The sequence below is a fragment of the Micromonospora sp. 4G55 genome (assembly GCF_016803375.1).
The window spans coordinates 1-22,763 of sequence record NZ_JAEVHN010000036.1 but is presented as its reverse complement, the minus strand read 5'-3'; the positions used below and the strand labels follow the sequence as shown (position 1 = coordinate 22,763).

Annotated in this window: 10 protein-coding genes and 8 pseudogenes; 9 read left to right on the top strand and 9 right to left on the bottom strand. The window is 65.7% G+C overall.

The window, feature by feature from the left end:
• Nucleotides 1-104: 104 nt before the first annotated feature.
• The 5 genes and pseudogenes from JNW89_RS05730 to JNW89_RS05710 form a co-directional block, all read right to left on the bottom strand.
• Nucleotides 105-894 (bottom strand): annotated as a pseudogene (locus JNW89_RS05730) (IS5 family transposase).
• A gap of 352 nt (nt 895-1,246) precedes the next feature.
• Nucleotides 1,247-3,865, bottom strand: coding sequence for a LuxR C-terminal-related transcriptional regulator (locus tag JNW89_RS05725; RefSeq protein WP_375155055.1), 2,619 nt, complete (start codon nt 3,863-3,865; stop codon nt 1,247-1,249).
• Nucleotides 3,866-4,118: 253 nt separating this feature from the next.
• Nucleotides 4,119-5,260, bottom strand: a pseudogene (locus JNW89_RS05720) (IS630 family transposase).
• Between the two features lie 265 nt (nt 5,261-5,525).
• Complete coding sequence (locus tag JNW89_RS05715) at nt 5,526-6,278, bottom strand: hypothetical protein (protein ID WP_238448005.1); 753 nt, start codon at nt 6,276-6,278, stop codon at nt 5,526-5,528.
• A gap of 354 nt (nt 6,279-6,632) precedes the next feature.
• Nucleotides 6,633-7,352: a hypothetical protein gene (locus tag JNW89_RS05710; RefSeq protein ID WP_238448004.1), complete on the bottom strand. Its 720-nt coding sequence runs from the start codon at nt 7,350-7,352 to the stop codon at nt 6,633-6,635.
• Between the two features lie 484 nt (nt 7,353-7,836).
• On the opposite strand from JNW89_RS05710, the pseudogene JNW89_RS05705 reads away from it, so the two are divergent.
• Nucleotides 7,837-8,166, top strand: a pseudogene (locus tag JNW89_RS05705) (IS701 family transposase); the annotation flags it as partial.
• A gap of 219 nt (nt 8,167-8,385) precedes the next feature.
• Here JNW89_RS05705 and JNW89_RS05700 read toward each other — a convergent pair.
• Nucleotides 8,386-10,449: a membrane dipeptidase gene (locus JNW89_RS05700; protein WP_238448003.1), complete on the bottom strand. Its 2,064-nt coding sequence runs from the start codon at nt 10,447-10,449 to the stop codon at nt 8,386-8,388.
• Nucleotides 10,450-10,586: 137 nt separating this feature from the next.
• On the opposite strand from JNW89_RS05700, the pseudogene JNW89_RS05695 reads away from it, so the two are divergent.
• From JNW89_RS05695 to JNW89_RS05685, 3 genes and pseudogenes are all read left to right on the top strand, one after another.
• A pseudogene (locus JNW89_RS05695) lies at nt 10,587-11,518 on the top strand (IS256 family transposase); the annotation flags it as partial.
• A gap of 183 nt (nt 11,519-11,701) precedes the next feature.
• On the top strand, nt 11,702-12,451 hold the full coding sequence (locus JNW89_RS36505; protein ID WP_309139950.1) for a sigma-70 family RNA polymerase sigma factor: 750 nt from the start codon (nt 11,702-11,704) through the stop codon (nt 12,449-12,451).
• Between the two features lie 79 nt (nt 12,452-12,530).
• Nucleotides 12,531-13,496 (top strand): DMT family transporter, encoded by a 966-nt coding sequence (locus JNW89_RS05685; RefSeq protein WP_238448002.1) that lies wholly within the window; start codon nt 12,531-12,533, stop codon nt 13,494-13,496.
• Between the two features lie 67 nt (nt 13,497-13,563).
• Here JNW89_RS05685 and JNW89_RS05680 read toward each other — a convergent pair.
• A pseudogene (locus JNW89_RS05680) lies at nt 13,564-13,689 on the bottom strand (PHP domain-containing protein); the annotation flags it as partial.
• 89 nt (nt 13,690-13,778) lie between these two features.
• Here JNW89_RS05680 and JNW89_RS05675 point away from each other — a divergent pair.
• On the top strand, nt 13,779-14,015 hold the full coding sequence (locus JNW89_RS05675; protein WP_238448007.1) for a hypothetical protein: 237 nt from the start codon (nt 13,779-13,781) through the stop codon (nt 14,013-14,015).
• A 339-nt stretch (nt 14,016-14,354) separates the two neighbouring features.
• On the opposite strand, the pseudogene JNW89_RS05670 reads toward JNW89_RS05675, so the two are convergent.
• A pseudogene (locus JNW89_RS05670) lies at nt 14,355-14,843 on the bottom strand (IS5 family transposase); the annotation flags it as partial.
• 89 nt (nt 14,844-14,932) lie between these two features.
• Here JNW89_RS05670 and JNW89_RS05665 point away from each other — a divergent pair.
• From JNW89_RS05665 to JNW89_RS05655, 4 genes and pseudogenes are all read left to right on the top strand, one after another.
• A complete protein-coding gene (locus JNW89_RS05665; protein ID WP_238448001.1) occupies nt 14,933-16,180 on the top strand; it encodes an MFS transporter in 1,248 nt (415 codons plus the stop codon).
• Nucleotides 16,181-16,373: 193 nt separating this feature from the next.
• Nucleotides 16,374-16,481, top strand: a pseudogene (locus JNW89_RS38575) (IS5/IS1182 family transposase); the annotation flags it as partial.
• A 348-nt stretch (nt 16,482-16,829) separates the two neighbouring features.
• Nucleotides 16,830-18,950 (top strand): glycogen debranching N-terminal domain-containing protein, encoded by a 2,121-nt coding sequence (locus tag JNW89_RS05660; protein WP_238448000.1) that lies wholly within the window; start codon nt 16,830-16,832, stop codon nt 18,948-18,950.
• A 536-nt stretch (nt 18,951-19,486) separates the two neighbouring features.
• Nucleotides 19,487-20,578, top strand: a pseudogene (locus tag JNW89_RS05655) (IS630 family transposase).
• Nucleotides 20,579-21,152: 574 nt separating this feature from the next.
• On the opposite strand, the gene JNW89_RS05650 reads toward JNW89_RS05655, so the two are convergent.
• Nucleotides 21,153-22,205, bottom strand: a complete 1,053-nt coding sequence (locus JNW89_RS05650; RefSeq protein WP_238447999.1) for an acyl-CoA desaturase — start codon at nt 22,203-22,205, stop codon at nt 21,153-21,155.
• Between the last annotated feature and the right edge of the window lie 558 nt (nt 22,206-22,763).

The window sequence follows — 22,763 nt, the reverse complement described above, 5'->3', positions numbered from 1 at the left end:
CAATGAGCCGCTACCTCACCGGAGAATCCACCCCAACCTGGCGAACCGAAACCACCTAATCGGACCATCCTCACCAACCGAGATCAGATGCCCTCTAAGAGGTCCTAACAAAGCCGTGTGACGTGTCGGTACGTGATGATGCAGGTGGCGAGGGCGAGGAAGGCTTCGTGGATGTCGTCGCGGCGTTCCCAGCGGATGCGTAGCCGTCTCATGCCGTGGTACCAGGCGATCGTGCGCTCGATGACCCACCGGATCACTCCGAGGCCTGAGCCGTGGGGTTGACCGCGGCGGGCGATCCGCGGCCGGATGCCCTTGGCACGTACGGCCCGGCGGTACTTGTCATGGTCGTAGGCGCGGTCGCCGAAGATGGTCAGGGCGCGGCGGGGCCGGCCGCGCCGACTGCGTACGGGCGGGATCTTGTCGATCAGCGGGAGCAGTTCGGTGACGTCGTTGCGGTTGCCGCCGCTCAGCGACACGGCCAGGGGAATGCCGGCGCCCTCGGTCAGGACGTGGTGCTTCGAGCCCGGGCGGGCGCGGTCGACCGGGCTCGGGCCGCTTTTGGGCCACGTCGGGCGGCCCTCACATGGGAGGAGTCGATCACGGCGCGGGACCAGTCGAGCTTGCCGGCTGCGTGCAGCTCGGCCAGCAGCAGCTCGTGCAGCCGCTGCCACACTCCGGCCCGATTCCACTCCTCGAGGCGCCGCCAGCAGGTCATCCCGGAACCGAACCCGAGCTGTTGGGGCAGGAACTCCCACTGAATGCCGGTGTGCAGCACGAACAAGATCCCGCACAGCACCTTGCGGTCCGGGATCCGCTGCGTCCCGGGTGCCGTGGATTGCGCTCAGGTTTGGGCAGCAACGGCTCGATGCGCTGCCACAGCCCGTCCGACACGATCCACGGCGGCTGCTCGCCACGCCTCACGGCCCGACATCGTAGATCACCCTCTACAAGGGATGGAAGACCCAGAGATCATTTTGTTAGGACCTCTAAGGCAACTGCGGCAAGACGCCCCGCACAGTCGCCCGAGAGACCAACTGGTGATCGAAGCGGCCCTCGGTGAAGACCGCCGCACGTCCATAGGCATGCCCCCGTGCCCCTCAGCGACTGCGCCTAGGTCGGGTCGCAGCGGGTGAGCCAGCGTGTCCGCCAACGACATTGCTGACATGCGGCCAGCATGGGGGGCTGGCTTGTCCTGACTATAGTGCCGCGTGCTACGTCTTGGCGCAGCTGCCGCTTCCAGTCCTGCTCAGGCGTTGAGGACGCGTGAAAGTTCTACGCGGTTCTTCACGCCCAGCTTCCCGTATGCCTTCTGCAGATGGTTCTCGACGGTACGGACGGAAAGATGCAACAGCTCGGCGATTTCCCTACTGGAGTTCCTCTCTGCCGCAAGCCGTGCGATCTCCCTTTCTCTCGAGGTCAGGTCGGCTGTGGCTGCTGGCGTGACGTCCAATAGTGGAGTCCGGGGCCCTCCACAAGCCTGAGCCAGGATTCTCGATCGGTTCGCTGCACCCGCCGCCCGGCGCGGGTCGCCTGCCCTCGATAGAATCAGGGCGGCTTGGGCGCATGCCTCGGCTGCTAGCAGCGGAGAACCGATCGTCTCCAACTCGCCGGAAACGACGAGCAGTTCGGCCGGCTCTCCTGCCGCCAAGGCAGCAACGAGCCGGGCCCGTGCAGGCGCAAGCGCTCCGTCGCAACCGTGAGCGATCTCCTCGAGCCGTGGAAGCGTTTCCTTGGGTTGACCCAACCGCGCTATGTCTGTGAGGATCAGCGCTTCGCTCATTGCCTGCCTGCTGCCGCGAGCTGACTGCGCTGCTTCATGCAAGACGCCACGCGCTTGGCTTAGCCGGCCCTGGCTGGCGTGTAGCCACGCCTCTCCCAGCCGTTCCTCTCCAGCGAAAAAGCCCATGAGCGGATAGTCTTCGATGGCGTCCAAGGCCGCTTCTGCAGCCTTCGGGTCGCGCAACACTGACGCAGACGCGGCCAGCCCGGACAGGGCGATGCGCATGACTTTGGTGTAGCCGCGGGAGCGGGCAATCGAAATTGCTTCCGCATACATGCGACGAGCGCTGCTCGCGCGTCCCGCGATCCAGTGCGCCCGTCCCATTTGAAGGCACAACCACAGCCGGATCATCGGTTCATGGGCGCCGCTTGTAACCTCTGCATAGGCCTTCGCCCCGACAGCTACCGCCTCCTGCAGGCGACCGGCCTCGGCAAGTGCCATGACCAAGGAGATCGCCTGCGACACCGGATGCGGCAGATCGGCTGTTCCCTGTGCCGCACGATGAACGGCAAGCGCTCTGCGCGAGATCGCGATAGCCCGTGCGGTCTGCCCAATCGCCGCCCGAGAAGCCGCTTCCCAAGCAGCACAAATGAGCCAGATAACAGGTTCGGCCTCCTCTATGCTGATGGGCAGGTTGGCCAGGTGCTCGAGCCCTCGCACTGGGTCACCCGCGGCCGCAACCATTTGAGCCTCGTTGATCCTCAGCATTGCCCGGGCATACTCGCTCGTCACCTGGCCATACGCTGCCCTGTTCACCTCCAACGCCTTCTCCACCTGGGCGCCAGCCCAGAACAAGTTCATCGTTCGGGTAGACACCACCGCCAGCTTTGTTGCCTCGTCCTGGGATCGGCAATCAGCGCGACGATAAAAGGTCTCCGCTTCCCGCCAGTTGCCGATATCCCTATGGGCGTTACCCAGGAGCAGGTCCGTTTGCACCGAGGCGCAAGCGGGTGGCAACGCCGACAGCAGTGTGATGACCTGCTCGTTGTCGTTGCCGTAGGCCGCATATGCGGCCGCCCTCGTCAACAAAGCGGGCTCCGCCGTCCCGGTAGCCTCGAGCTGCCAGGAGGCCAGGCGCAGGGCGTCCCCCGCTCGGCGAAACCCGTAGCGCTGCATACGTTGGATCTGCTCGACGAGTCTGGTCCTTCGACGCAGAGGCGGCATGGCTGCTCGGAGTGCCTCACCGTAGATCGGGTGAGCGAGAGTGAGACTCGTCCGTCGGTCAGCACGGCTGAAGCTGATGATGTCTGCGGCTTCTAACTCGTGTACGACCTCGCTGGGTGCCAGCTCCATAGCGTCGCTCAGTGACAACGGTTGGCACAGCGCCAGTGTCTCCAGCAGCGCGTGGGCGGCGGGCGGCGTGTTGGCCATGCGCCAGTCAACAAGGTCCTGGAGCCGCTTGGTCACCTTGACGCCCGTATCCGCCGAATGCCATACCTCGCCATCGAATGTGAGCGTCTTGTCGGTGACGGCTCCCATCACCAACTCACGCAGATACAGCGGGTTACCGCGACTGACGGAGTACAGATGGCGGCGGGTGGAGAGGGACACTGGAGCGCGCAGGCCCGCTTCAAGGAGCGCTCCCGTCTCAACTTCGTTGAGATCGGCTAGGTCCATGCGATGAAGGTCGCGGGTAAGGCCGGTGTAGGGCCCCGGGCGGGCATCTGATCGGACGGTCGCGATCAGAAATAGCAACCCAGCATCCATGAGCTGCCTTAGCAGCACGACCGAGGTGGCATCCAGCAGGTGGACGTCATCCAACCAGCACGCGATCCTCCTGCCTTGCCCAGACAGCGAGTGCCGCGCTGCGTGGAACGCTTCCAACGGCCGCCTTGGGTCGACGGTCGGCGGCAAAAGGAGCGCAATGCCTCCTAGCGGTATTCGGGACGATGCCTCTGTTGCGGTCGCCTTTCTCGCAGCCATCCCGGATTCTCTTGCAAGCCGAAGGAAATGAGCAGCGAGGCGGGACTTTCCCACTCCAGGCCCGCCAGCGATGACACAGCCAGAGGAGACGGGTGGCGAAATCAGGGCGGCGAATCGCTCGATCTGGGCAGATCTCGCCGTTAGAGGCCACTCCCTTGCCACTTGGTCCAACTACTCCCCCTAACGCTGGTACCGCCCCGCCGAGCGTGAGTTTGCGCAGTGCCTGGCCTTGGGCCGGGAAGGCATGCCCCAGCCCCGATGTCTGGCTGTAGCACCATAGAAGGCGGCGCCGGTCCGGCCGGCCGCAGTCAACGCAAAGCCATCTATCGTGGCGGCGACCGACGTGTGGCTGACCCCCCGCCGGCCGCTTAGCCCCAGGTCAGCCCCCAGCGGTCGAGCCTCACACAGCATACCTTCAGTATCCAGCTAGTGCCTCGACCACGAACGTTGGGTTGGTCATGCTGTTCGGGTTGGTGGGTCGGCCCCAGCGGCGTTGTCGTTCGCTGCGGATTTTGGCGCGGTGGCGGCGTGGAGCGGCTAGGACGTTGGGGTGGCGGGCGTTGGCGTTGCGCAGCGCGGGTAGGCGTGCAGGTTGCGGGCCAGGACGGGGTTGGTTCAGGAGGCGTAGGTCGGGGTGAGGCACAGTTCGACCTTGTTCCGTGCCGCCCACTTCCTGATGGTGAACCCTTGTGGGTCGATAGGTTGTCCAGGAGGACGTAGGTCGGTGCGCCGTCCGGGCGGGCGGCCCGGATCGACTTCAACGCGGTCAGGGTGTTGCCTGCGGACTTGCGGGTGCGGACGACGCCCCATAACTGGTCGTCGCCGATGCTGTAGCAGCCGTGGAACTGCCGCACGCGGTGCAGCTTGTGGTAGTTCGCCGGCAAACGCCGCGGACGGCCCTTGGACTGCCAGCCGACGCCGCCGTGCGGCCGGATCGTCAGCGGCCCGAACTCATCGAAGGCGAAGGTGCGGTGCGGGAACTGCTCGATCACCTGTTCGATGCGGGCCAGCTTCTCCCGCTGCGGGTCGGTGGACTCCTTCCACGTCCTGGCGCGTTGGAAGGTGATTGCGTGTTGCGCAGTAGCTGCCGTAGCCGCTCCCGGCCGACGACCACTCGCCGATCCGGGTTATGTGCCAGCTACTCCGCGAGTTTGCGCACGCTCCAGCAGGTGAACGACCCGCCCCAGCTTCGCAGGGCGGGTGTTGGCCGTCGCGACGATGAAAGCCTCGTCGTCGCTACTGATCCGGCAGAGACGGCCACCCGCCCACAGAGGGTCCAGGCTGGCCATGCCCATCTCGTTGAACCGATGGATCACCTGCCGCACCGAGTTCCTCGTCAGCCTGCACGAGCCGGACGATCACCGGCACAGTATCCCCGCCGGCCGAGGCCAGCACCACCAGCGCCCGCCGCAACCGCACGACCGAACCCAGGCCTCGACACACCAGACGTTGCAGCCGCTGACCCTCCTGATCACCTATTTGGCGCCCCGTGCGGACAGGCGTCCTTCGAAGGCGATGTCGAAGGCGTTTAGTGCGGGTTTCCCGGGAATGGTCCAGCGCCGGCGGCTCTGCCAGGTCGGGTCGAGGCTCATCACAGCGAGGTAGACGCATCTCATCGCGTCGGCGCGGACAATCAGGAGTGGCTCGTACCACGCAACTACACGAACGGCACCGTCGGCTAACTGATCTCTACGCGACGGCCCCGCCCAGCAGTTGTGCTGGGCGGGGCGTCGCCTTGGGCTCTCTAAGTCAAGATCAAGTTTCTCGCGGTTGGACAGCCACCCGAGAGAGGGCCTGCAAGTTGCTTGGAACTTCAGTGATGTCACGAAGTGGGGTCGTCGACCAAGGTGAGATCGTAGAGGACGGTGCACCCCTGACCGTCAGGACCCGTGTTCCACATTTGGTGACTACTAGTGCCGAGGTGGGCATCATCGATAACATGCGTTTTCTTGGGGCTGCAAAGCACATCGCTCCACGTTTGCTCATCGAAGTCCGAGAAGCCGGCTTCCACGACAAACTCGTAACCCTTCCACGCGGGCACCTTGACGTAATCGGACCAGACCCCACTGCAGCTCTCAGCTGCGGTGGATTCAGGCCACGGGTAGTCATGATAGTTTTCTCTGCATCCAGGGAACGTGAAACATTCAGAGGGCTTAAGCGGATCGCACTTACTCTGGTCAGAGTTGTACCCATTTACGTCCACCGCGAAGTTGTGGTTTTTATTATAGTCGCCCACAGTCCTGGTACGCGCAAAATAAGTATCCTGGTACCCCGAAATAGGGTGGCTGCCGTACTTCACAGGCCAGCCATTGCTTGTCAAAACTCTAGCCTGCTGTCGATCACCATAGGCCTGCATGTACCCATACATGTTCGCAGTCGAAGTGCAGGCAGGGTCGCAGTCATTAAGGTTCCAGAACCGGATCTCCCTGAACACTACGGTCATGTAGTACCTATCATTTCCGCCGTCCGGATTCATTGAGGCGGAGGCCGTCCCGGGGAACACGACGGCAGCAAAGAGCGCCATCAGGACGCTCAGTGCCGCTGCCGAGATTGACGTCTTTCTCGATCTTTTCATGCCTCTCCTTGAGCGCGCCATGAACTTTTCTTTACCTTGTCCAGCGCAGGGCCGTTGCAGCCCCCACGCGGGTTTAGCCATGACCGGCGAATTGCATCTATAACGACTCATTCGCTCCTTTCGAATCGCCGCACCAGATCAAGGCCAAGCCATAGACGACCAGCGCCGAGTCTGCGTCAGATCCGTCGACGTCTTGGCAGGCGTCGCATTGCAATATGCGACTGCAGGTCCCTCCCGCTACGGGCTTCGGCCGGGGTGCCTGTTGGCCGGAATGTTAATCCGCTGGCCGGATGCCGCCTAGGAGTAACTACTACTCAAGTCGTGTTCGAGATTGCTGCTCAGAGCGGGTTTGAGTCAGGGTTGATCAGGGTCAGGCAAGGGGCAGCGGCGGGATCGTCGGCGAGCGGGCTGGCCCCTGGTGATGCCGCGTGTCATGCGGGCGATGGCGGCGAAGACGTCGGCAGCCGGTGAACAGGCCGAGGTTCCCTCGACCACCCACCGGCCGGAGAGCACGCTGAATCCCCGCTTGTCCGCGGGTCTGCGAACGAGCTCCAGGATGGTGCGCAGGGTGCTGCGGACCGAGTCGAGCAAACGTCCGGCGAACCCCTGGTCAGCGAAGACATGCCAAATCGGGCTGGCCATGTAGGCGTCAAGCAGGGCGTCTGGGCGCTGTCGCCGTCCCACCAACTCGCGGCGATCACAGTGACCATCAAGCTGCAGGGTGCGGGTGACGATGAGCCGCTTGCGGCCGCTAATCTTCTTCTCGGCGTCGTAGCCCCGGCCGTTCTGGGCGGACGATGTCGGCGCCCCTACACGCTCTGGGAGTCGATGATCCCCGCCAACGGCTCCCGGCAGTGGCCCTGGCGCACTCCGCGCGCCCCGGAACCGCATCGCGGCCAGAAGCTTCTGGGTGAGGCGGGCTACGTCCCACCAGCTGAAGTACCAGTACACCAATTGCCAGGGCGGCAGCGGGCAGCTACGCTGCGGGCACCCGAACCAACGGATCTCGTTTGAGGATTTCCCGTCGTAAGTGCTTCTCCCGCCTGCCGTCGGTGCTTCGACCTCGGCAACCATGGCTCGATCAGCACCCAATTGGGCGGTGGCTGGGTGGTGACCCCATCTGATCAGGGGACAGCCCTGGTTGATCATTCTTCTTGTCTAAGGGACGTCCCGCAACTCGGTAGAGGCGTTGCGCGACACTTGACTGGCGGTCAGCCCGCGAGGGCGATGTTGTGCAGGTGGGCGATGCCGCTCGCCGTCGCCAAAACCCTGCCGCAAAAAGGGGATCCAGTCCCGCGAAGGCATGATGATCGGCTACACCGTACCGGAGATCCGCCGACTCATGCTATCCCTGATCCTCACCACCCTGTCCTGCCCGGCACGCATCTGGGCCTGGTCACACTGGCGCCGCAGACGCCAACACCACGCCCGCACCAGCCACTACCGCCAACGCGGCTACCCGCTATAACTGCCGTTGCAGTGAGGCCTTTTCATCGTGACCGGCCTGGTCACGGCGGGTGCGGCGGGATGCTCGTGTCGACATAGGACGAGGCTCCCGGTAAGAGCCACCCGCCGCAACGACGACATGATCACCACCACGATGGGCACCTGCCGCGCCGACGAGTTGATCGCGGCCATACCCGCCCAGGCATGGTGCCGCCTGTCCGCCGGCGCTGGTGCAGACGGCCCCCGCGAGTGCCTGTGAGCCCGCATGCCGGTGCGCATCTGCTGGCGGCCCGGGCGCGGGCACTGGCTCCTGGCCAGGCGCAGTATCGCTACCGGGGAGATCGCCTACTACGTCTGCTACGGACCCCGCCGCGCCCGCCTGATCGACCTGGCCCGCATCGCCGGCAGCCGCTGGGCCATCGGGGAGTGCTTCCAGCAGGCCATGGGGATCACGGACGTTCGGTCGATACGGAACGGGCCCTGATCGCCGAGGGCAAACAGCAGCCCCTGAAACGATGTCAGGGGCTCGCAGTGTGCCGGTGCTACCCGAGTCAACGCGGGTGAAGCTATCCGGGTACCGGCCGTCGTCAACGCTGCCCGCCACCTGGTGGGTAGGGACCGCCCTCGAATCATAGCCGCGAGGGTGGGAGTCAGGCCGTGGCTACCAGGCGATGGCCTGCTCCCACATCCAGACGTACGCCTCAGCCCCGGACATGAGCTGCTGCCGTAGCAGGGCGCTGTCGCTGCCGGCCTGCTGGATGAGGTCGGTGGTCCAGTCGGCGAACAGACCGTATTGCGCGGCGCCGTCGGTGTTGACGTCGAAGGTGCGCGATCCGAAGACCTGCTTGTTCACCGTGGTGCCGTTCGGCGCGGTAAACGGGTAGACCAGCGGGTTGGCCGCGGCGTTCGGGCGCGGGTTCGCCTGGTCGCCGAGGCCGTTGACGTCGGTGCCGTAGCCGTAGCCGACAATGGCGTTGCCGTGCGGCGCGGCGCGGTTCGCGCGCCACTCGCTGAGGAACTCAGGCACCGAGTTCGCGTACGTGGCCACGAACCCGCCCAGCGCGAGAATCCGGTCGATCATCGCCGGATCGGACCAGCTGTGCACGGAGGTCACGCCCGGGTAGTGTGCCGCTGCGGCCATGTCCAGCACGGCCTGCGCGGTCCTCACGCTCATGTGGTCGACGTGGATAATCATGCCGCGGTCCATCATCGTCTGGATGAGGTAGCGGCCGAGGCTGGTCAGCCCGCGGGTGTTGCAGATCTTGCCGCTGGGGTAGACCGGCAGCACCGCGCCGGGCGGCAGGCCCACGACACCGAAGCTCAGCAGCCGGACGAGGTCGTCGTTGACGAGCGGCTGCTCGTTGTCGGACGGGCCGGTGCAGCGGGTGGCTGTCCACCAGTGCCCGGTGGACAGCAGATTACTCAGATTGACGAAGGCCCCGCTGACGCCCGAGTCGAACCGGGTGCCGCCGAAGGCGTTGTCGAACTTGTGTACCGGGTAGAGACCAGAGACGCCGAGCGACTGCAGCTCGTTGAGGCCGGCGTCGATCTGGGCCATGGTGCACTGCGGGACGTCGTTGATCTCGCGGCAGCCGAAGATCTCCGAGTTTTCGACGCCGATCGTCACGGCCAGCTTGCCCTGCGCGGCGATGCTGCGCACCTCCGTCGGCTTAGTCGCGATGCGGAACCAGCCCTTGCCGGCGCCACCGTTCTGCGCGTCGATGTAGTCCTGCATTGAGTACAGGTACCGGGACTGGACCCGGATCTGGTCCATCTCGTCGCAGGACGTGTCGCGGTACGGGAACAGCGCGCAGATGGCGCGGTTCGCGACGAGCAGCACGTTGAGCACCCGCTGGCCGGCCCGCCAGGACCGCTCGATACCCCGGTAGTACGACTGCTCATGCAGCAGCGAATTGCGCTGCGGCCAGTCGCCGAACGTCGGCCAGCCGTCCTCTGGCGAGTTCACCGGGTCGGTTCCCCCAACGATCGCCTCGAACAGCGCGCCCACGTTCAAGCTGCGGTGCGTGTCGCAGCCCGCGAGCGCCACCTGCACGCCGCCGGGCGCCCACGCCTCGCCGCAGTGCATCTGACCGCCGAACGCGGCGGCGGCGGTGACGTGGGCGTGCGCGTCGATCGTCCCCACGAGCTTGCCGCTGCTGTCGACGCCCGGCGCGGCAGTGCCGGTGACGCCCGGGTCGATGTCCGGTGGGGTGTAGCACCCCGTCGCGGTCGCCAGCGCGACGGTGTACGACGAGCTGGCCGCACCGAGACTCCACAGGAACGAGCCCATGACCTGGCCGGTGGCCGCTGCGGTGAACCGGTACCGGTCGCCGACCTTGGCCACGGTGAAGTCGGCACGGTCGCCGTACGAGTCCCCGGCCAGGATGGAACCGATGATGCTCTGGTACGCCGGCTTGCCATCGGAGCCGACCACCTCGTACCGGCCGAGCTGGGTGGCCTCCAACTGGAACGACGTGGCGCCGGAGGCGGACGAGGTGAAGCCGTAGCCGGCCCCGCTGCGCACCACGTAACCGACCGAGCTGGAGCCGTTGTAGACCCGCAGCAAGGCGCAGGTGCCGTCCAGCGCGTCGGCGTTGGCCGTGATCTGCGCGGCCGAGGCGGCCGGCACAGCGACGACCGTGGCCGCGGCGACCGAGAGGAGCACCCCGACCGTGAAGGCGGCCAGGCGGGTGCGGCGGGATCGGTGGCGCAGCGACTGGGACATGGTGGCGGTGCCCCTTCATGTGTGCTGGATCGCGCGATCCGGCGGCCGGTGTGAAGTCAGATCAGCGTCTGATAGGCGCCGGTGACTGTCAACTGGAGACAGAAGTTCTTCGGCTCGCCTGACCGTCGAAAAAGGGCCGTTCGCGATCGGCCGATCGGCGTTCGATCGACCGGCTTCAAAGTTCCTATCTGCTCGGGGTGTCGAGCGGCGGGTGAAGAAGTTGGTGGAACGGCTCGGGATCCGGCAGCTGTCGACGTCGCAGTGGCGGAGATGGCCGCGAACCTTGACGCGCAGGTCGAGGCGTTCCGCAACCGGCCCCTCTACAGCGGGCATTACACGTTCGTGTGGATGGACGCGTTGACGATGAAGGTCCGTGAAGCAGGCCGGACCGTCAACGTTCACGCCCTGATCGCTGTCGGTGTCAGCGCCGACGGCCAACGCGAAGTGTTGGGCTTGGACGTCGCCTCGGACGAGGACGGCGCCGGCTGGCTGGCGTTCCTGCGGTCCCTGGCCGCCCGCGGCCTGACCGGCGTTCGTGTGGTCATCTCCGATGCCCACGCCGGTCTCGTCGCCGCGATCGGCGCCGCCCCTGCCCGGGTGCTGCCTGGCAGCGGTGTCGAACCCACTACCTACGGAACCTGCTGACCAAAGTCCCGAAGTCGGCGCAGCCGTGGATGGCCACCCTCGTCTGCACGATCTTCTACCAGCCCGACGCCGACGCGGTCCACGCCCAGTTCCAGCGGGTCGTGACCACCATCGAGGCGAAATTGCCTGCCGCGGCCGAGCACCTCGATGCCGCCCGTGACGACCTCCTCGCGTTCACCGGCTTCCCCCGCGAGATCTGGCGCCAGATCTGGTCGAACAATCCGCAGGAGCGGTTGAACAAGGAGATCCGCCGCCGCACCGACGTCGTGGGGATCTTCCCGAACCGGCTGGCGATCATCCGCCTCATCGGCGCTGTGCTGGCCGAGCAGACCGACGAATGACCGAAGGCCGCCGCTACATGGGCCTGGAACTCCTGGCCAAAGCCCGAATGATCACCACCGAGCCGACCAACACGACACCGAGCAACCCGACCCGACACCGATTGCCGCCTAACAACAAACCGGATCCTGCGATGGCCGCCTCCTACACCACCAGCGCGGACGCGACCCCCTGCCTGCGTCGGCTGTACGCCAGGCGTCAATCGTTTACGCGTAATTAGGTAGGACTTACCGATGCCGGGTGGCGACCTGCGCTTCACGCTGGGACGGTGCTCAGCTGCATCAGCGGGAATGTGTCCGACTTGCACCCTCCGGCCATCGGGGAACCTGTTGGCACGGCAGGTCCGCCTGCTGCCCCACCCCTGTCCGCAGCGTTCTGCGTCCACCAGCGCGGCGCTGAGTCCAGGGCTGACAAGCTCCTGGAGGAGCGACTCAGATCAGGCGACGATTCGGCGGTGACGGAGCTTTACCGGCGGTACGCCCGGGCCATGTTCGCCACCGCCTACCGGCTCCTCGGCAATCGAGAGGATGCAGCCGAAGCCGTCCAGCAGGCGTTCTTTCAGGCGTGGCGGGGAGCGCGACGGCTAGATGGCCGTGATGGCAGCCTGCAGCCTTGGCTGTACGCGATCACCCGCCGAGCCGCAATCGACCTGTATCGGCGGGAGCGCCGAGGTAGGTTGAATATTTCGCTTTCCGAGGGGCGAACGGCGGATTTGCTGTCCGTTCCCGGCCCTTCGATGGACGACAGTTGGCGGACTTGGCAGTTGCGTTCCGCGCTCGATCAGCTGCCCAGCCGTGAGCGTCAGGTGCTGCAGCTCGCATACTTCCATCAGATGACGCAGAGGGAGATCGCCGAGCATGTCGGGATCCCCGTCGGCACGGTGAAGAGTCGTACGTCCCGTGCCCAACGGCGGCTGACCCAACTGCTTGGGCATCTCAGGGACGAAGCGCCGGGGGCGGACAGAGGATCGCTGGATCAGCCAGCCGGGCGAGTGTGTTCCGGAGCTCTGCCGGTATGAGGGCTCCGAGCGCCAAGCACACGCTTCGAGTTCCGGTTTCCCGGGGACTTCGTCCCGCTGCTTGGGCAGAGTGTTGGGAGTGACGGGGGATTGGACTCCTGACCGGGTGGCCCTGCGGAACTGGCTGCCCGGGTTCCTCGCACTCGGCGTGATCTGGGGATCCAGCTTCCTCTTCATCAAGGTGGGGGTGGCCGAGCTGCACCCGTTGCACCTCACCCTCTATCGGGTGGTCACCGGTGCGGCGACGCTGCTGGTGGTGCTGGCCGTGCTGCGCGACCGGCTGCCCCGGGAGCCCCGGGTCTGGGCGCACCTGCTGGTGGTGGCCGCCTTCGGCGTGGCCCTGCCGTTCACCCTCTTCGGCTTCGGCGAGCAGCGGGTGGAGTCGATGCTGGCCGGTATTTGGGTCGCGACGACACCGCTGATCGTGCTGCCGCTGGCGGTGCTGGTGTTCCGCACCGAGCGGCTTACCGTCCGTCGGGCGGTCGGGTTGGGGCTGGGCTTCGCCGGTGTGCTGGTGGTGCTCGGCGTCTGGGAGGGCGTAGGCGGTTCGCACTTCACCGGTCAGCTCATGTGCCTCGGGGCGGCGGGCTGCTACGGCGTGGCCATCCCCTACCAGAAGAAGTTCATCGCGGGCAGCGCGTACTCCGGGCTGTCGCTGTCGGCGGCGCAGCTGCTGGTCGCCACCGCGCAGCTCGCGGTGGTCGTGCCGCTGGTGGCCGGCACGCCGCCGGTGCCGACCGGGCTCTCCGCGCGGGTGGTGGCCAGCGTGCTGGCGCTGGGCGCGCTCGGCACCGGACTGGCCATCGTGATCAACCTGCGCAACATCCGGGTCGCCGGGGCGAGCATGGCGTCCACCGTCCTGTACCTGATCCCGGTGTTTGCGGTGCTGGTCGGGGCGGTGGTGCTCGGCGAGCGGCTGAACTGGCACCAGCCCGTCGGCGCGCTGGTCGTGCTGCTCGGCGTGGCGGTCGCCCAAGGGGTGCTCGCGCGTCCCCGGCCGCAGCCCGTGGTCGGCACCCCCGCCAAGCCGACCGGCCGGTCATAATGCCGCCAGACGGTGTGGTGGTGTCCGGGCGGCGAGGAGGCCGCCGGATGGCCGGCAGGGCGTCGCGTCAGCTGCGGGCGGGCGTCCACTTGACCAAGCGGTCCGCCTTCCAGGTGTTGATCATCCGGTTCGCCGAGACGTCGCAGAGGGCCGCGCGTTCGCAGCCGAACCGCCGCCAGTCAAGCTGACTCGAGCGCGTAGCTGCAGTCCAGGCTGAGGGGCCTCGCCAAGCAGGGCCCGGTTTGCCTCGGTCAGGCTGTGCCGTTTCGCCTCGGTGAGCAAGTGGTGGAGAAGTCCTGCGGTTGCGGCGTCGCGGAACGCGGCGGTGACGATCAGGCCGAAGTCGCCGGGGTCGACGGTGTCGCCGCTGTGGGCGTGTATCTGGAAGCCGAGCCGGTGGGAGGGGCAACCTGGTTGGCGGTTGGTCGGCTACTTGAAGCGGGGGGCCTGGCAGCTTCGCCGAGTATCACTTGGTCGGCGCCGGCGATGGCGGCTTTGTCGTTGTCGGACTCGGTGTGAGTCACGCTGGTCGAGGACACAGGCCGGTCAGCCAGCTGTCCAGACGCGCGCCGGAGAGGTCGTACTGGTTTACGACCTTTCAACCGCAGGATCGGCGTAACCCGCGGCGCACTTCACCTGCAGCGCCGCATCTTCGAACAGCCCCGGGTCGTGAGCAGCTCGGCACGGCCATCGCCGTTGAAGTCGATGACCTCACTGCCGCCGCACATTCCCTTGACAGGGTCGAACGCCACCCGGGTGAGGTTGCCGCCACCCTGGTTGAGATGGACGGTAACGTTGCGCGCGCCGGGGTGGGTGTCGTCGGTAACGCGTCAGCGGTGACACGGTCGATCCGGCCATGCGCCGGGCGATGACCGGGTGATGCCCTTGGCGCGCAGGTCGCGGCGGTAGCAGTCGTAGTCGTAGCCGCGGTCGGCGTAGGTCCGCTTCGGCCGCTGGCGAGGACGACCGCGGACGCCTCTGATGGGCGGGATGGCCTCGACCGGGCGATCAGCTGGGTGACGTCGTGGCGGTTCCGCCGGTCAGGCTGACGGCGAGGGGGATGCCGCCCGCGTCGGTGATGACGTGGTGTTTCGAGCCTGGCTTGCGGCGATCGACCGGGCTCGGACCGGTCTTGGGCCGCCATTGAGCGCCCGTGTGTGGGAGCGTCGATCACGCCCGCGACATGTCCAACTGCCCAGCGGCTCGCAGCTTGCGGAGCAGGACCGCGTGCAGTTGCTGCCACACGCCGGCGTCGTTTCAGTCCCGCAACCGGCGCCAGCAGGTCATACCTGACCCGAAGCCGAGTTCTTAGGGCAGGTACTTCCACGGGATCGCCGTTCTTAGCAGCGCGGCCGGTGCCACCTGCTCGTCAGGCTCGCGGGTGATGTGGTGGGGCATGCCAAGGAAGGCGACGTTCGTAGGCGATATACAGAGACATGCAGGAGCAGTCGCCCGAGGGCAAGCGGCAGCGTTACGTCGTTGCGGCCGGTACGGGCATCAACATGATCGACGGCATTGACGTCCTCGCGATGGCCTACACGGCTCCTCAGATCGCCCGCGAGTGGGGTCTGGGATCCGGCCAGGTGGGCGTCTTGTTAGGTGCTGGCCCGGTCGGGGTCCTGGCCGGATCTGTGCTTCTGGCTCCGCTGGCGGATCGAATCGGGCGGCGGCGAGCGATCCTCGGCTACCTTGCGTTGATCACCATGGGCACGTTGGCGTCGGCTGCTGCGGTTAACCAGCAGTCATTGATGGCGTTGCGGGTGCTGACCGGGCTCGGCGTCGGTGCCATGGTCGTCGGCCTGAACACGATTGTCGCCGAGCATGCGTCCTCGCAGCGCCGCAGCCTATACATCGGAATCGTAGCGGCGGGATTTCCGCTGGGCGCCAGTCTGAGCGGATTCCTCAGCGTCGTCCTGGTGAGCGCAGAGGGCTGGCGGTCAGTTTTCATCGCCTCCGGCATCGCCTCTGCGGTGATGATCGCGGTCGCGCTGGTCTACCTGCCCGAGTCGCCAGAATACGTACGGCGTCCATGCGGCAAAAGCATCACCCGCACTGGAGACTCTCGCGCCAGCACGTCCGGCCTGGGCGCGCTGCTCACCGTAGCCCGTACTGGCCCGACCGTCGCGCTGAGCGCCGCCCTCCTCGCGACGATGACCACCTTCTACTTCCTCTTCAGCTGGACGCCAGCGGTCCTAGCGAATGCGGGCCTTTCGATCGCACGCGGCATCACCGGAGGTGCCTTGATCAACGTCGGCGCGACCGCGGGAGCTGTGCTGATCGGCGTCCTCAGCCGGTATGCGCCCCTCCTCCGTGTCACGAGGGTGATGATGGTCAGCGCTTGCCTGGGTGTTGCTCTTCTCGTCGGCACCGTTCGTCTAGCCGCCGGCCTGACGGTGGCCGGAGCCCTACTCACCGGGGTGTGTGTAGGCGCGGCGATCACCGGCCTGTTCGCCACCACTGCCGCGGCTTACCCTGCCTCCATCCGCGCGACCGGGGCGGGCCTTGCCTTTGGTGCGGGTCGGGTCGGCGCGATAATCGGCCCGAGCCTTGGCGGGCTGCTACTCGGCAGGGGCTGGCACATCGCCGTAGTCTATGCCGTCTTTACCGCTCCCATGCTGGCGGCGGCGACCCTGGCCATCCCCCATGGCCAGTCCACCGGCTCTGAGCCTGACCCATTCGAGTAACGTCGATGAGTTGACTACCTTGTCTGCCGATGAGGGTCCCTGGTAGGAGTGCCGTGGTGGCTTCGTAGGCAGTGGAGCTGAGGTAACCGAGGGCTGGAGTGTCAGCGGCGGGTGCCGCACCAGCATCTGGCAAGCCGCGGCGCGCGCGGGCCACGCCTGCCGGTGCAGCATGTTCGGTCTTGATGATGGCGAAAATCGACTCGGCCTCCGCCGTTCCAGCATGGCCACCCGCTACGCCAAACGCGCGTCCCTCTACCGAGCCAGCCTCGTCCTGATCGCCGCCGTCATCTGGCTTCCATGATCGACAGGACACGCCCTAGTCATTGCCTCTAACGTGCTGTTCCAATCGCTCTGCGTCGTCTTAGACGTTCTGCGCCTATCGGTTTGGTGCAGGATTGGATTGGGCCTGCCGCCGAAGGCGGGTAACCAGCCCAGTCGCGCATACCGCAACTGCGGGCATGCCCATCCGTTGATTAACCGCTGGAAGATCGGGACGATCCGGACAGAGAAGGTCTGACTCTCTCAAGACACGGATTCACGCCCCCGCGCGGGTCGTGGACGGCTAGCTTGAATACAAGGGGGCTGCTTGCCTTTTTGCAGGGGGTGTGTCGTGTCCGAGGGACGCCGTAGGCCGACGCCGGGTGATCCGATGCCTGGCGCCACCAGGCCGGATGAGGTTCCAAGCGAGGTCGTCCGCAATTTGCCGCCAGAACTCGGACCGAATGCGATTGCGGTGGTCGAGGGCAGAACCTTTATGTACTCCAACGCTGTTGGAGACGTGCCTCCGAATTCGATCGGTGGTCTGGTTCATGCCGATACCCGCTTCTTGGATCAGTGGGAACTCAGATTGAATGGTAAACCGCTACTTGTTCTGGGTTCGGATACCGCTGACTACTACTCCGCAGCGTTCTTCCTCACCAATCCAGTGACTCCCGGGCTGGATGCCAACATCATCGGGATACGCCGCCAACGCTTCGTCGGCGACGGCCTGTACGAGCGAGTGGAGTTACAATCCTTCTCTCGTGAGCCGCTGTCTGTGGAGTTGCGTCTCCTAGCCAGTACGGACTTCGCCGATCTGTTCGAGATCAAGGAGTCGCCACGGGACAGATCTGCCCAGATCGTCCGCGAGCACGACGCGTCGAGTCGCGAGTTGAAATTCTCGTACCAGAGGGGCGATTTCAAAGTCACTACCGAGGTCAAGACCGACCCGTCGGCGACTCGGGTCGAAGGCGACAGCCTGGTCTGGGACCTCCACCTTGAGCGGCGCGGTGTGTGGCGGTGCGAGTTTTCCGTCCCGCTGCATACCGACATAACTGGCCTGCGACCCATACATCGAGGCTTCGGCGAAGCCTTCGATGAGGCAGCGAGGGAAGAAGCTGAGCGCCGCAGCCGCGCCAACGTACCCGTGTTGGAATCGGGGTCAGATCTGCTCCTACAGGTTCAAAACCAAACCGTGCGGGACATGATCTCGCTGCGCCTCCACCGCTTGGCCGAGCAGCCGACCGTCCTCCACAGCGCGGGGCTGCCGTGGTTTCTCTCGATCTTCGGCAGGGACACCCTGATTACGGCGTACCAGCTCATCAGCTGGCGACAACTGCAGTCGCGCGGGACACTGTTGACACTGGCGTCGCTACAGGGGCGCCAAGTCGATGATTTCCGCGATGAGGAACCCGGAAAGATCCTGCACGAGATACGCAGTGGGGAACTGACAAGACTGGGCCTTAAACCCCACAATCCCTACTACGGCACCGCCGATGCGACACAACTCTGGCTCATCTTGCTATCCGAACACTGGCGCTGGACCCACGACGAAGAATTCGTCCACCAACTCCGCGACAACGCATACGCCGCCCTCAACTGGATCGACCAATACGGCGACCTCGACAACGACGGCTACGTCGAATATGCCACCCGTTCACCCCAAGGGCTCGGCAACCACAGCTGGCGCGACTCCTGGGACGGAATCCAATTCTCCGACGGCACCATACCTTTCTTGCCTATCGCGACCTGTGAAATCCAAGGCTACACCTACGACGCGAAACTGCGCTTCGCCGAACTCGCCGCGGGCCCCTACAACGACCCCCAACTCGCCGAAAAACTCCGCGAGCAAGCCCACGACCTCCGCGAACGCTTTAATCGTGACTTCTGGACCAACTCAAGAGGCGGCTACTACGTAGTCGGGCTAGACGGCGACAAACAACAGATCGACTCCATGACCTCTAACATGGGCCACCTGCTCTGGAGCGGAATCGTTCCGCCCGAACGAGCATCCATAATCGCCCGACACCTCATGGCCGACTACATGTTCTCCGGCTGGGGAGTCCGCACAACCTCCACTCTGGAAGAAGCTTATAACCCTATCGGATATCACATGGGCACCGTTTGGCCACACGATAACTCCATTATCGCGCACGGCCTCGCTAGATACGGATACCGTCAAGAGGCGAACCGCATCATCCTCGCCATGCTCGACGTCGCTCGGCACAACAATTTCCGCTTACCCGAAGCCATCTCCGGCTACGACCGCTCCTTCGGCCGCGTGCCCGTCCGCTACCCCACCGCCTGCAGCCCACAGGCTTGGGCGAGTGCGGCAGCAGCACTGTTCAAGCGCACGATGGTGGGCCACGATGTCAAGGATGGTCAGCTCGTCATCGATCCGAATATTCCTGATCAAATCGGCTACATAAATTTCATCGGCATGCACGCTTTTGGTAAGCGCTGGCGGATCGAGGCGGCGGGGACCACGGGTCAGGTCTGGTTAATGCCCTGAACTTACCCACCCTACCAATGCCGACCCTGAGGTGATCTCCTACGTTCGCTTCCTCTCCGGCTCTTAAGCGTCCTCCCGACCGGAACGCTCCGCCTTGGGTTCGAATACGCTGCGGCAACCCTTGGCGCCAAGCGCGCTTCCGACAGGAGTCCAATTGGCGCCCGCTACACCTGCGTTGCTTGTGGGGTAAGTGAGGGTGTAGGGCTTTCGCCGGCGTGATGCCGCAGTATTGCGGCACCACGCCGTTCTGACGGCTTTCGGTTGCAAGCGTCGCAGTCCTGCGATGCCCCTGCGGAGGCACTGTTGTTAAGGGTAATCACGGTGGGCAGGGCGGTGATCAGCCATCCCTTGGGGGTACGGTGGGCTCAGACGGTTGCCATTGAGTTGCCCGATGAGTTGCCAGTACCGCTCGCCACGCCGGTGAAGGCGGCTCTCTGCTCGGCCAGCGCGAGCCCGTCATGCCGGAACAAGTGCGGATCGACCATCTAGTGTTCCGCGCCGGAAATTCGCCTCATAAGTTGGTGTAAGGTGATGGGATGCCAAGGACCGGGCGTCCCACCGCGCCGCTGGTGCTGACCGATGAGGAACGTTCGACGTTGACCCGCTGGTCGCGGCGGGCGAAGTCGGCGCAGGTCCTCGCGATGCGCGCGAAGATCATCCTGGCGTGCGCCGAGGGCGGGTCGAACACCGATGTGGCAATCGCTCTGGGCGTGCATTTATCCACTGTGGGCAAATGGCGGCGGCGGTTCCTGACCGAGCGCCTCGACGGGCTGATCGACGAGCAGCGCCCGGGCCGCCCACCGTCGATCACCCTGGACCAGGTCGAACGGGTCGTGGTCGCCACCCTGGAACAGACGCCCCGCAACGCCACCCACTGGTCCCGCACGTCCATGGCCGCCAAGTCCGGGCTGTCGAAATCGACGATCGGCAGGATTTGGCGTGACTTCGGCCTGAAGCCCCACCGGGCCGACACCTTCAAGCTGTCGACCGACCCGCAGTTCATCGAGAAAGTCGTCGACGTCGTCGGGCTCTACCACAACCCGCCTGAACGGGCCGTCGTGCTGTGTGTGGACAAGAAATCGCAGATCCAGGCCTTGGACCGGTCCCAGCCGGTGCTGCCGATGATGCCCGGCATGCCCGAACGGCGCACTCACGACTATGCCCGCAACGGCATCACCAGCCTGTTCGCCGCGTTCAACATCGCCGACGGCACCGTGATCAGCGAACTGCACCGCCAGCACCGGGCCACCGAGTTCAAGAAGTTCCTGGCCACCATCGACAAGAATGTGCCGGCCGAGCTGGACGTGCACCTGATCTGCGACAACTACGGCACCCACAAAACCCCGGCCGTCCGGGCCTGGCTGGCCCGCCACCCCCGATTCCACATGCACTTCACCCCGACCGGCTCCTCCTGGATCAACCAGGTCGAACGCTGGTTCGGTTACCTCACCGAGCAGAAAATCCGCCGCGGCGCCCACAAAAGCGTGCAGTCACTCGAGGCTGACATTCGGTCATGGATCGCCGACTGGAACACCGACCCACGGCCGTTCACCTAGACCAAGACCGCCGAAGACATCCTCGAATCACTCGCCCGATTTTGTAGGCGAATTTCCGGCGCGGAACACTAGTCGAGTACCTTCCTGGCCACATGGGAGTCCGGTGGGTTGCTGTGCTGTTCGCCCACGTCCGTAACCCGATCTTCACCCGGAAACTCGCTGTCACCGGTCCGCCCTCCGCCGCGCGACCGGGAGTTCACGACACTTCTCGGCGTCGCGATCATGCTGGTCTACTCGCGTGAGAGTTCCGGTCTCATCGCACTAGTCCCAGCGGGCCGTGCCTCCGTCTTGGGAACTTCGCTGGCTTGGCCGTGTCGTGCAACAACATGCTGATCTCGAGTCTCATGCCGGGCCTCCGGACGCTTTCGCTCGATCCGCCGGGGTCGAGTTCACCAGCCCCACCTCCACCTCACGCTGCCCCCGCGCTGAGCACGTATGCCGGCGACGACCCTACCGGCAGCGTGGATCCGGGCCACTCGACAGGACGGAATCCGGTCCTCGCCGATCGCGGCCGGGCTGGGCTGCCTGCCGGCGCGGCCGCGGCACCACCTCGGCCCCAGCGAGTCCGACCGCGAGCGCAAGAGAGGAACAGCCCGAGGCCATCCGCCGGCTCAACGAGCAGAGCCGCGGGTCGGGATGAGCTCGTTCACCCCTGCCGCAGGGGGCGGCCCACCCGGTGCAGGTGCGCCAGCGCCTGCCGGTACGACTCGACCAGCCCAGTCTCGGCGTACGGGATGCCCAGCTCGGCACAGTACGTGCGGACGATCGGCCGGGCCCGCCGCAGGTTGGCCCGGGGCATGTTCGGGAACAGATGGTGCTCGATCTGGTAATTGAGCGCCCCCAGCGCCACGTCGACGAACCGCCCGCCGCGGACGTTGCGCGAGGTGAGAACCTGCTTGCGCAGGAAGTCAAGGTCGTCCTCGGCGGTGGGCATCGGCATCCCCTTGTGGTTCGGGGCAAACGCGCAACCCATGTAGAGCCCCCACAGCCCCTGGTGCACGGCCGCGAAGAGCAGCGCCCGGCCGGGCGACATCACCGCGAACAGCAGGCCGAGGTAGCCGACGGCGTGGGCGAGGAGCAGCAGCCCCTCCACCGCGCGGTGCCGGACCAGGGTGCGCCACCGGCCGTCCGGCTCCCGGCCGACCAGCGCTCGCACGCTGGCCACGTGCAGCGCCAGCCCCTCTAGCAGCAGCATCGGAAAGAACAGCCAGGCCTGTCGCCGGGCCATCCACCGGCTCGCGCCCCGGGTCGCCATGGCCTGCTCGTACGTCCAGACCAGCGCGCCCGCCCCGACGTCCGGGTCCTCGTCGGTGTGGTTCGGGTTGGCGTGGTGCCGGTTGTGCTTGTCCACCCACCAGCCGTAGCTGAGCCCAACCGTGAGGTTCCCGGCGACCAGGCCGACAACCTCGCTCGGGCCGCGCCGGCGGAACATCTGCCGGTGGCCGGCGTCGTGCCCGAGGAACGCCACCTGGGTGGTGGCCACCGCCATCAGCGCCGCCAGCGGCAGCTGCCACCAGGAGTCGCCGACCGCCACCACCACGGCCCAGCCGACCAGGAAGGCGCCCAGGGTGAACGCGATCCGGGCCGCGTACCGGCCGGGTCGCCGGTCGAGCAGGCCCGCAGCGGCGACCCGGCGGGACAGCCGCGCGTAGTCGCTGCCCCGCCATGCCGCCGGCGCCGTCAACGTCGATGAGGTCATCCGATCCCGCTCCTCAGTCGGTGTGCCACGCCGGCGGCGCGGTTCTGCGTAACAGTTCTGCCTGATCAACTGCACTGGGTAATACTTGGGAGACGATCCCAGCGAAGCCTCCGAAAAGCACCTTGAGGTGACAGTGGAGAAATAGCCGTTGTCAACACGTGACAACGGCCAGTTCCACTGACGTGCGCGGTGCCGTGTCACCCCTGTGAGGACAATCGGTAACCGTCGGCCAAATGTCGCTAGTGGAGGATGTCGCGCCTCGCGGTCGACGTCGTCCATCGTGCATGCCATACGCGACTTCTTCGTAGGGAATTTCTACTCATCTTCTACCCCGATCAAGGCCGACCAGGCCACGAGCCGGCGTAGGAAGGGGTCGGACCGCCGGCTGGCTGGTGCCGCCTGCTCTGGGCGTGTGCCGGTTCGGAAGGGCGGCCGGCCGTGCTCTCAGCCGCTTCGTTGGCTAAGGGACGTCTCGTAACCCCGGTGTCTGTCTGCTGAGGATGATCATCGAGGATGGCTGGGTGCAGGTGATCACCGCAGCCCGCCCGGAGTGGATCT

Excerpts from the sequence above, each read along its gene's own strand:
- JNW89_RS05715 (WP_238448005.1), bottom strand. The coding sequence starts at position 6,278 with ATGAAAAGATCGAGAAAGACGTCAATCTCGGCAGCGGCACTGAGCGTC.
- JNW89_RS05710 (WP_238448004.1), bottom strand. The coding sequence starts at position 7,352 with ATGGTTGCCGAGGTCGAAGCACCGACGGCAGGCGGGAGAAGCACTTAC.
- JNW89_RS05700 (WP_238448003.1), bottom strand. The coding sequence starts at position 10,449 with ATGTCCCAGTCGCTGCGCCACCGATCCCGCCGCACCCGCCTGGCCGCC.
- JNW89_RS05665 (WP_238448001.1), top strand. The coding sequence starts at position 14,933 with ATGCAGGAGCAGTCGCCCGAGGGCAAGCGGCAGCGTTACGTCGTTGCG.
- JNW89_RS05660 (WP_238448000.1), top strand. The coding sequence starts at position 16,830 with ATGCCTGGCGCCACCAGGCCGGATGAGGTTCCAAGCGAGGTCGTCCGC.
- JNW89_RS05650 (WP_238447999.1), bottom strand. The coding sequence starts at position 22,205 with ATGACCTCATCGACGTTGACGGCGCCGGCGGCATGGCGGGGCAGCGAC.